Consider the following 11,823-nt stretch of genomic DNA (forward strand, 5'->3'; position numbering starts at 1 on the left):
ATATATTAATATCTTTAAAAGGTTAATAAATATTAGATAAATTATTTATTAAAAATTCTTTTTTAAGAAATAGAAGAATATAAGTAATGGTAAAAAATAAAAGATATAATAATCTATCCCATCTTTTATTCTAGATAAAGAGGTGTGTAAACTACCCGTTTCTAAATAGACGTTTAGTATAAAAAAATAACCATAAAAAAAAACAACTATTATTTTAAAAAATTCTTTGCTATTTCCTTAAAAATATTTACAATATTCCTCTTTATTTTCATTCTCTATAATCCCCTTATTAAGAAATTTTTGTGATCCTTCAATAATAAATTCTCTACCTGGCACAGTAGGAATTAGTTTATCAATAATTTCCCCTTCTATCCCAGAAACCGCATTCTGCTCTAAATTACTTTCTCCAGTTACCGCTTTATCTACAAGGCTATTCCCTATAATAGTTGTTCCTATATTGGTATTTCCAAACAGCAATCCTTTATAGGCATCACTAGTGACATTCGTCGCTGATTTATATAAGTTGTCTTTTGTTAGCTCTTTCGGGTTATTATCTTTAGTGTAATCATAAACTTCACCACCTAGTGAAGCGATACCAGCCGCCACCCCTTTAGTAAGGGTGGTTTTCATTGGTGCATTCGCTGCAGCTTTAAATGAATTATCTAGGTAGGACTTACTATTCGTTGCGAGTTTTTCCAACATCAGCTTTAATTCCGTATCCGCAAATGTACCTAATACAATTGCTTCATTTGATACCATAGATTTTGCTAAAGTTTCACCTGTTGCTGTTAAGGCTCTATTTGTAGCTGAAAGGGCTTTTCTTCCAAGTTTTAATCCTCCTCCAACTAATAAATCCTCCCAAATAACAGGATCAACTATACCTTTTGGCGAAGTAACATAATTAAAATAGTCTCAATTGACAATGTCGCTACTATATTGGCGTGTTCGATTTCCTTCTGCAATCACACCCAATAATTCATTTGAATAAACTGGCTTGATCAATATTTTTTAAAGGTTACATTTTCCTTTATTCCATTTAGGTTCTTGTGATCCACAGTCTTCATATTTAAAATGAATATATCCTTTCTTCTCCATACATTGGTCAAAAGCATTATATGCATCAGGATTAAAAAGACCCTTAGAATCCCTTTCATTCTTCAATTTGAATGTATTGTCTTTAAGAGATATATTAATTCCACCACAAGATTTTACATCATTCCACCGTATAGTAGGATCTGTGTGACCAATAGTTCCTTCTTTCTGAAAATATGCTACATATGGAAAATATTTTCTATTTTTATAACAGTTTGATGAAACTGTTTGAATTATTGGTCTAATACAACCATTTTCAAAAGAATATAGACATCCATTTAAGATAAATAATGATAAAATAAGCAAGAGTTTCTTCATTTTTAATTTCCTCCTAACTGAAATAGAAGTTCTACAAAATCAGATGACATTAAATCCGCTACTGCAAAAGGAGTTGCAGCAGGAATAGCAGCAGTTGTTGTTATTTCAGCTCTAAGTTTTTCTGTTGCTGTTTTCTGTGCTGTATTTCCTTGCGAATTATAAAAACCCCATGCTTGTCCTCCTATTAGGTCATGAGTTCCAGCAAAAGACTCTACCAATCTATCTGAAAAACTTCCAACCTCATATGAAATAGTTGTATTAAATGGCAAATACCATCCGCCTTTAATTGCTTGAAAACCACCTGTTGGTCCATACATATCTTTAGCATCAGGATTTAAATCTACATCAATCGCATCTTTTAAGGTAAGAATTTGTTTTCCGTTACTAGATACACCACCAATATATTGATAACTACCATCAGAATTTACAGTACAACGCTCGTTACTTGAACCACAAATAGCATCAACATCAACCCTAACCCCACCTAACTTCACACCATCAAAATAACCACTATCATAGGAAACATTACTGATTTTCTTACCTGTTTTAGCATCAATAATGCCTTTAAATTTTCGTGAATTAGCTAAGGTTTCCTCTCGCATTTTTGTCGCTGCTAGTTGTAAAGTGCCTTGCGTAATTGCAAGATCAGGTGAACCTGAAACAATACCAACCACGGTTTCAAGCAATCGTTTTTGATACTGGAGTTTATAAATCTCATTATAAAGTGCGGTCTTTTCTTCTTCTGTTTTTGCCTCTTTAATTTGCTTTCTTAACTCAGCCTGTTTCGGCAAAACATAAGCATCTATCGTTGAAAAGGCATTTTGTCTGAACTCTTTTGTTACCTTAACTTGAATATTCAGTTCTTTTAGTACTTTGTCTTTATCAAAGTGATTTGCTAACTTACCTGAATGTTGCTCTGCTGATTCTGTTGTAATATCGGTTTTTATATCTTGCAGCGTTTCTTCAACAGATTTTCCTGTCAGTGATTGCTGTGCATTTTCATCACGGATATGAAGATTTGTGGTGTTAATGCCACTTTTCGTTACGCTGGATTGACTTTCTTTTTCATAACCAAAACCAACAGATAGATTACCCGTTAGCGAATCTAAACCCTCCGCTAATTTGACTTTATTCTCTTTCCCAGAACTATCTCGGCTTGCAGTGGTTTGATTGCCCTGACTGTCAATATATAACTTCTCACCTTGTTCATTGACAGCTTGCTTATTGCTTTGTGCTTGTCCATGTTCACCAAATGGTGTGTCAAAATTCATGGCAACTGAGCCGCTCACGCCAAAGGCACTTCCACTAGTATTTGCATGGTTTTGAATATCTGAATAAGAAAGCGAGCCTGTACTGAAGCTATTTTTGTTGTCCGCTTCCGCTTGTGCAGTGGAAGTAATTAACCCACCTTTTAAATCCGTATGCTTCCGCACATTGACTTGATAGCCTTCATCGCCTGCAAATAAACCAGATTGCTCTTGCACGCTAGCATAATCGGCATTCATTTTTGATTGGTTGAAACTCGCTGAGCCTGAGAAGCCGTAACCAACGGTTACTTGACCGCTCACATTCATTTGTTTGCCTTTATAGGTCATGGTATCTTGCAGGCTTTCAATGTTAAGGTTTTCCGCATCAACCATGATGCCGTTGCCTCGCACTTGAGCGCCTTTGATATTGGTGTCGCCACCGCTTTGAATAATGGTGTGGCTACCTTTATCGCCAATATGACTTGTTCGCCAAGTGGTTTCATCGCCATTGCCATAGCCTTTGCCGTAGTTGCCGCCTGCGGTAATCCCAAAAGCAAAACCATCAGAGCCATAACTCACTGCCACACCCGCATTAAACCCACTAGATTTATTTTTGCTGCGTTCTTGGTGGGTTTGTTTGACAGCCAGTAAATTGATTTCATCATCCGCTTGTAAGATTGTGCCTTGTTTGCCTGAGACATCAGAGCCTACAATGTTAATATCTGACGCCTTGCCTGCCCCTGTAGCGGTAATGATTACTTTTCCTCCTGCGTTAATTGCACTGTTTGTGGCAGTGTTGCCTTGAGTATCGGTGGTTTGCACATTTTTTTGTTCGCCATAAGTAATAGACACACTGGCATTCATCGCTCCTTGAGCTAGATTACCATTCGCCATTTGGCTTAAGGTTTCACTGGCTTTCATTAAACCCTCACCTGCTCGATATGCACCCCACGCAGTGTTCGCTGCTGCCATTGCATTAACACGGCTATGTTTGCTTTCGCCCATTTGTTTAGCTTGTTCCGCTACAGCAAGGGCATTTTGCACCGCTTGCACCACAGGAATATTTACCGCAATGGTGAAGCCTTTTTGTTCCATGGTGTGTTTATAATGGCTTTCGTATTTGTCATCGGTTGCCAAAATATCGACTTTTTTCGCACCGATATTCACATCACCTTCAACAGAAGAAACCGTACTGCCTTGTTGTTGGTAATGGTCTTGAGCAAGTAGGGTAGTATTCCCTTTTAGGCTGCCTACTTGGCTGCCTGTAGCGTAATATTTAGTTTGATCATTTTCTGTGGTGTCTTTTTTGCTTCCTACGGTAAAACCAACGCCACCGCCCGAGCCCATTAGCCCTGATTTTTGTTTACTATAAAAATCTTCTGAATAAATACGGTTTTCAGCTTCTTGAATCCTTATGTTCTTGGCTTTGGCAATAAGATTATTTTCCGCTACAACAGAAGAACCCTGTATAGTGAGATTTCCCTTATTTGTATTAAAGGTAACATTTTTGCCATCAATGATTGAGCTTTTGGCTAAATCATTATTGTGTGCGTGTTTACGGATAATGGTGGTTTTGCTTAAGAATCCACTTGTTGTCCCTTTTGAGCTCGAAGAAAGTTGCTCTTTATTGCGTCCTTCTTCAATGCGAATATCACCATTTGAAGAAAGATTAACATCACCATTTTCGCTATGGATTTCTCCTTGGCGAACGACAGTGCCTTGCTCACTCACAAGGGTGATATTGCCTCCTCCATTCAGTTGGGAGCCGACTTCTTGTTGTTGATTTAGACGATAGTAATTATCCGCATCCGCATTGTAATCCGTTTTATTTTGTATATTAATCGTACCAATATCAATCTGTTTGGCTTGAACAAGCATTTCACCTGCACTATTGAGTACAGCACCTTTAGTGGTAACGCCTTGTGGGCTGTAAATGGTCAATTTTCCAGTTTTATCTTTGACATTAATGCTGGCGAGATTATCTAAATTAGTGCGGTTAAATTCATTACCAAAGTCATCTTGATAAGCTCGGCTACTTGTTGTACTTGCGATTTCAACGCCTGTTTTGCCAACTAATGTAGCACGACTTAATGCTTCAATTTTACCGCCAAGGTTGACTAATTTTTGCTCCGCAAGTAAATTAACGGAATCCCCCAAAACAAGCCCTTGGTTATTGAGATTTTGGGCTGAAAGTGCGGTTAGATTTCGCCCGGCAATGGTTCCTGTGTTAGTGATATCGCCATTGAGGCTTCCTACAATTTCTCTTGCTGAAATTAACGCCCCTTGTGAACTCACATCAAGGTTACGGGAAACAAGGTAAACTTGTGGGGTGAGAACAGTCAGTTTCTTGCCACTTGGTAGAGTGATTTCTTTATTCACAAACCACACCATATCTGAGGTTAGCTCTGCCATTTGTTCAGCCGTTAAACCTATGCCTAAACTCAGGTTAAATTTCTTCGCATAATGGATACCACTATCCATTAACGCTTTATATTGTTCGATGTCAGAACTGTAATTATCGAGGAAACGACGCCCCGTAAGTTGATGAATTTGTTCGTTTATCAAGCGTTGTTCATAATAACCATCACCTAATCGTTTCTGTACATTTTCGTGATCGTAACGCAATGCGTTAAACATATAGTCAGAGCCAAGCCATTGTTTACGGTCAATAAAACGAGGATCGGTTTCCACTAAATAGCCATTAGGGGCATCAGGGTTGATTTGATAAAGGCTTGCTTGTGGAAGACGAATATCCACTAAATGGGTTTTAATGGTTGGTATTCGGTCATTTCCTAATTGTTCTGGGTAGTGGGCAACAACCTGACCAGAAATAATTTCATTCTGTGCTGTTGTTGATACATTTTTTAATGCAATGTTCGCACTTTCTGCCTGAGAAGCGATGTTTACGCCAGTGCCATTAACCGGGGAACCAATTTCGTTTAATACCAAGTTGAAATTGAAATGTTCTGTCGGGTGAACATCTTCATACTTTAGACCATTACGATGGTAATGATAGTAACGCGTTTTTCCTTTTTTCTTTCTGATACGGTATTCAATACGATAAGTCCCACTATCATTACGATCGATATTGCCAATTAAATCTTCATTAATAAGGGTTGATGTGTCAGAAGATAGGTTATCACGTAGATTTTGGGTAATAACTTTATCATCAAGGGATAAACGATCGCCAATTAATAATTGACTGTATTGATTATGAAGGTGTTGACCAGATAAGTGTAATGATCCACCAATCAGAATTTTAGCGGGATCGCTATCTTCTAGTGTTGTTGTTTCTGTTGTACGGTTATACCACCAAGAATACCAACCAAAACCCGATACTTTTTTACCGTTATTTAGACGAAAGTAGGAATGTTGATCTCTGCTTCCATTATTAACATAATATACGCCATCATAAATTTTCCCATTTGTATTGCCTCGATAGCGAGTACTACTATTTCCTAAAGCGTGTTCTTCAAAATATTCTTTCTCTGTTTGAATACCTGTTTTAATATGTAAATCGTGGTTAAAGAGTTTTTCAGTACGAATATCCCCATCACCTAGGGCTTCAATCGTTGCACTACCATTGTCGATTAAGGTCGCTTTGCCCGTTGCTTGATTATGCTCATCAAGCTCACCACCAATAGATAAATTTCCAAGGCTTAATATGAGACTATGATCTTTATTCACTAAAGTATGGATACCGAGATCGAGCTTTTCTCGAGCGGCTATCGTTGCTGATTTATCACCCTCATTTAAATTATTTAATTGTTCAGCTTGAATAGCGAGGTGATTACCATAAATTTTACCCGTACCTAGATTATTCAATATCCCCGTTTTAATTATATTTTCAGTACCATCAATGAGCCCATAGTTTGTCACTGTATTGGTATTAATTAATGTCCGTTTTGATGAAATCTCAGCCTCTTTATTGTTCAGGAGATTTTTGGCTGTAAACATTGCTTGGTTGCCGACAATTAAAGGGGAATTATTGACAAAGCTCCCCGCTGCGCTAAAGGTGAGATTATTCCCAATTTGAAATGCGTGATTTAAGGTAAAATCATCTGTTAATTGGATAACTGCATTCCCAGCTGTTTTAATGGTTCCTTCATTAAGTAAGGTTTTTGCTGTTATATTGAACTGTCTCCCAGCCTCCAGCAGCCCATCTTGATTATCAATAACCAGTTGGTGTTGCGGGGATAAAATCGAAACCGTATTCCCACCCAAAATTTCACCGCGTTGATTATTGAGTATTTGTTCAACCCGTGCAGAAAGATTTTCAGTGGCATAAATCCCTCCATTCTGATTATTTAATTGTGAAATATTGAGTTGAAGCTGTTTTCCTTGCAGCCCCTGTGTCGGTGTTGTTTGTGTGGCTTTGGTTTGTTGATTATGGAGTTGTTGAGCATTCACAGTTAATTGATTATCCGCACCAATCAAGGAGCCTTGAGCAGATAAGGTTCGATTATCAACTTCTGTTGCAGCTACACTGACATTCCCACCCCAGATTGTGCCTTCTTTATTATCAACTTGTGCAGCCTGAATTATCGTATTCTGTTGCCCGTTGATATTTCCTTTGGTATTAAGGAGTGATTGGGCATTGACCGTTAAATTTTGCCCTGTTGCGATACGCCCTTCAGTATTATTTAATTGAGAGACTTGGTCTAGCAACACTTCGCCTAATCCAATAATGCCTTGATTGGTGCGTTGAGTAAAACGGTTATCTAATAGTGAAGAATGGGTATTCAATGTAAGTGCTTCATCACCGCGTAATAAACCTTGTTGATTATTTATTTCACCTGTCTTTAACGCTGCTCGCTTAGCAAAAATTTGTCCTTGCTGGTTGTTGAGAGAAGCCTGCTGAGTATCAAGCGATAATGTACCTTGGCTACCTAATGCACCCAAAACATTGTTGATCATATTTGAGACTACTGTCAGCGTTTTGTTCGCCAAAATTGTGCCATTCTCATTATTGAGATTACCAGTATTGAGGCTTGTCTCAGATCCGATTATTGTGCCTTTCGCATTATTTAACGGATTTGTATTTACGTTCAGCTTTTTCTCTGTGCCGATAAAACCACTGCTATTATCGATCTGATGGCTGTTAATAGATAAATCACCTAACGCAATAATTCCTTTGCTATTATCATCGGTAAGGGTATTTTTATTGGAGATTTTGCTATTTTTTGTATTGATAGCGGCATTACCAATGCTTTGAATTACGCCATTATCATTGATTAAGTTGCCACTTTCTATGCTCAAATTGTCGCCAGAAAAAACTAAGCCTTGTGTAGAATTAAATTGATTTTTAACACGAAGCGTAAATTGCTTACCCGAAATAAAACGGCCAGCCGTATTATCCACGTTCTCAGCGTCAAGGGTAAAATTTCCTCCCACACTTAAGGTGCCACCTTGATGGGAAATCGTATTGGCATTTAAGCGAAAATGCTCCGTGCCAAGCTGCTGCCATTGTGCATTCTGCATATTTAAATCTTTTTGCGTTGTTTGAATACGCTGTGCAGTCAGTTGACTATGTTGGGTGGAAAGGGTTTGTGGCGTAAAAATGGTTAAATTCTCCACTGCACTTAATTGGCTATAGTTAGCCGTGACATCACCATTATTAGCGTGGAGAGAAATCCCATAAGCATTATTTCTGCTGTGATCTAAATTAATTACTTGAGCCGATACATTAAATTTACCTGAGGCAGCCTGTTGCCCTGCCAGTTGAGCGATATTTTCCGATTGAATATCAATGGTTGCCTCTTGTGCAGATTGTGAGGCTAATTGGTGGGTTTCCTTATTCTCCGCATTCGTGGTGATCACACCGGCAGCAATAAGTGACTCTAGCGTTGCGTTAATGTTAGCGGCTTGGTAATGAATGTTTCCTCGTGCTAAGGTTGTCCCCGTTTGGCTTAAGGTATTCTTTGTTTTTGCGTTGATAGCACCTTGGCGAGCAATAAGTTGCCCATTTTGTTTGATACCCGTATTTGAATGTAATTCAATATTTTGCGTTTTTGTTTCAATACGCCCCGTATTTTCAATATCGAGTTGACTTTTGGCACTGAGTTGTTGAGCGGCGCTGAGTATCCCTTTATTGACAATTTTCCCTTGTGAGTCAATCACTAAATTCTCCGCACTCGCCCCAATATGCCCTGTATTACGCACGCCTAATCCTTGCTCAGTACCAACAAGATGAATTTTTCCTGCATACATACCGCCAAGTTCACTCACATCTAAGGCAAAGTGCGGTGTATTTTCACTGAGATTTTGGCTGTCAATACGGGTAATTTGTAGTTCACTGTCGGTATTGGCAAGATCCGCTTGTTTGACGGTATTTTTCCCTGTAACCACATTGAGCTTTTTGCCTGCCCAAATGCCTGCATTGATTTCTGCTTCTCGAGCAAGGATATCCGTATAATCTACACGGCTGTTATCTAAACCCCGACCGCTGACTTTCATTTTGCCTTTTTCGACCTGAAAGCCTGTTACACGTCCCTCTTCAATCAGTGGTTTGCCTGTGGTCATTGTGGAACGGGTGGCGTTAATCGTGCCACAGCCATCACAGTGCAGCCCATTTGGGTTGGCGATAATTACTTCGGCTTTTTTCCCTGCCACTTCAAGATACCCCTTCAGTTGGGTTGGATTTGTAGAGGTGACTTCATTGAGAATGACTTTGGCTTCACCACGTGCAAGATAGGGATTGCCTTGTATTAATCCAGCTTGTTGAGTTTGAGTGGTCTTGTGGCTGTTATTAAGAATTGCCCCTTTTTTATCTACATTAAAATCCTGGTATTTATTATGGGAAAGCCCTTTATCATTGGGTGTTTGAATATTGACTTGTGGCAATCCATTAGCAGTTTGAAGGATAATGGGTTGCTGATTTTTAGGTGCATTAGGATCGGCTTTGATGATTAAGGTTTCTGCAAATGCAGAGAAGGAAAAAACAAAACCCAAAGCACAGAATAAACGGAAAGTGAGCGGTTTTAAGGTGGCAAAAATCGGTAAAAAACCAACCGCACTTTGTGTTTGAGGCATTTCACTTTTTGCTTTGCCTTCCGCTTTTGCCAGTTCAGACACCACGATAAGGCGTTGCAGTGTTTTGCTGAAAATCACACGAAAATTATGTTTATTCATAAGAAAATCCTCGTTTAAGCCTAATGCACTAAATTAAAAGGTTAAGCCGATATTAAAGCCTGTTACGCTATGCGATGTTTTAAAACCACGCGGTTTGCTTAATGGGCGTCCAATAAACACATCATAATAAAAGTGCGTCCAACCTCCGCGTAGTCCGAGTGCCGTACCCATCAAGTGATGACCAAGACGCATTTCTTCATCACGTCCCATTACCCTGCCGCCATCAAGTGCTAGATATAGCCAATGCCCCTTATTCGCCACATTCCAACTAAGCTCATTACGCCATAGCCAACCGCGTTCCCCTGATAAGGTGAGTTCACCGTCAAAACCTCGCACCGTATAACGTCCGCCAATGCTTAATCTATCTTGCTGAATAAGCGTTGTTTTATTCCATTGTGCTGACCAATCAGTGTTAAATGCCCAAGCCTGCTTGCCAATGTGGAAAGGATAATTAAATTCAAGCGATGCAGTGAGGATTTTTGGGCGAGATGTGCCTTCTCCCCAATATTCTTCAGGAGCTTTCATAGAGCCGCGTACGCCCGTTCCCCATTTAAATCCTGCAGAAAGTTTCAGTGTTGCTGCCTTAATATATTCAATATGGCTCAAGTTGATTTGCCAACCTGCCATTCGGCGGCGTTGAACATCAATTTCAGCGTCATCAATGTAGTTTTTCGAATGGCGAGACCAAAAGCCACCTGAGATTGTGGTTTTTCGTACCGCATCACGATAAAGCAAATAGGAGAGATTCAAATTGGTTGTTTCACTCTGTCCAGAATAGAGATAGTTATTATTAAAAGCAGCGAAAACCTCTTGATGGTAATTTGTTTTATACAGTGAGGCAGAGAAGGCCCAGTAGCCAAAAAGCACAGAATAATAGAAACCATAATTTCTTGTGGCACGACGCCCGTCATCGTCCGTATGGCGTTTTATGCTATGTGTGAAGGTGGTATAAAATAAATCGTTGGCAGAAAACAAGTTATCCCACGAAAGCGTTGCTGAGCCTTGCCATTTTCCGGTGGATTTTGAACCTGAATCATCTAAATTTACGCTTAACCGGAAAGGAAAACGCTGTTGATAGGTAATTTTAATATCGCTCTCACCAAGCTGAGCACTGTTATCGGCGGGAAGGATTTCAATGTTGGCATCCGCCGTTGGCACACGCTTGAGATTTTCCAACGATTGTTCAATATCACGGAGATTAATTAAATCCCCCTGTTTAAATGCCAATGCGGTTTTTGCGGTAAGTTTACTAAACCAAGGAATGCGACTTGCATCAGCAATAATGGTATGGCGAACTTGCCCTGGAATAACCGTTAAAGAAAATATGCCTTGCGTTAAATCTTGTTCACTCGCCACCACTCTGGTTGTGATATAGCCTTGCTCAATCACATTATTTTGCATCTGTTTCATTAAAATGCCTAATCCTTGAGCCCCGAAACAATGTGGCAATTTGAGGTTTAATTGTGTGATGGCTTTATTTAATGCCCATTGAAATTGGCTCGATTTCACGGTGTTATCAGCGGAATAATCTACAATGGAAAGGTGTTGAATGGGATAACAAGGAGATTCATTTAAGGGAAGTGCGGTAGGTTTTTCTGAAGAAATTTCCATTCTTACATCAGCATCTGAACGAAGCCGTTCGTTTTGCTGTTGGATTTGCTCCTTTTGGCGTTGTTGCTGTTGAGCATCAATACGGTTTAATTCTGGAGAAGGTCGTTCTACCGCAGATAATAATGACGAGAAACTGCAAAACCAAATCAATACCGCTATCTTTTTCATATATAGCCCTACAAAAATTAAGAAACCGTAAAAATCAAGAATAAATTATATTTTAATTTTAGGGGCTGTAGTAGATTAGCAACAATGCTATACTACAAAAATGAAGATAACACATTGTAAATTAAAGAAATCCATACAGAAAAAACTGCTGGAGTTTTTTATCGCAGAAGTTACTGCAAGAACGGCAGCAAATTTGCTAGATATTCAACCTAATACAGCCGCTTTGTTCTACCATAAAATCAGGCTTGTGATTGAC

General features: G+C 39.1%; 4 protein-coding genes and 1 pseudogene. 1 reads left to right on the top strand and 4 read right to left on the bottom strand.

All coding sequences use genetic code 11. From position 1 onward, the window contains the following. Nucleotides 1-237 precede the first annotated feature (237 nt). The 4 genes from ACNAV8_RS09615 to ACNAV8_RS09630 form a co-directional block, all read right to left on the bottom strand. Nucleotides 238-759 (bottom strand): hypothetical protein, encoded by a 522-nt coding sequence (locus ACNAV8_RS09615; protein WP_103855286.1) that lies wholly within the window; start codon nucleotides 757-759, stop codon nucleotides 238-240. A 249-nt stretch (nucleotides 760-1,008) separates the two neighbouring features. Further along, entirely contained in the window at nucleotides 1,009-1,410 is a 402-nt protein-coding gene (locus ACNAV8_RS09620) for a hypothetical protein (RefSeq protein WP_103855285.1), read from the bottom strand. A gap of 2 nt (nucleotides 1,411-1,412) precedes the next feature. Beyond that, entirely contained in the window at nucleotides 1,413-9,788 is an 8,376-nt protein-coding gene (locus ACNAV8_RS09625) for a two-partner secretion domain-containing protein (protein ID WP_415777636.1), read from the bottom strand. Nucleotides 9,789-9,821: 33 nt separating this feature from the next. Further along, a complete protein-coding gene (locus tag ACNAV8_RS09630) occupies nucleotides 9,822-11,567 on the bottom strand; it encodes a ShlB/FhaC/HecB family hemolysin secretion/activation protein (protein WP_103855558.1) in 1,746 nt (581 codons plus the stop codon). Nucleotides 11,568-11,667: 100 nt separating this feature from the next. Between ACNAV8_RS09630 and ACNAV8_RS09635 the strand changes: the two are divergent. Next, nucleotides 11,668-11,823 (top strand): annotated as a pseudogene (locus tag ACNAV8_RS09635) (IS1595 family transposase); the annotation flags it as partial.

Origin of the sequence: Avibacterium endocarditidis, from assembly GCF_965138825.1 — a bacterium.
GTDB lineage: Bacteria > Pseudomonadota > Gammaproteobacteria > Enterobacterales > Pasteurellaceae > Avibacterium > Avibacterium endocarditidis.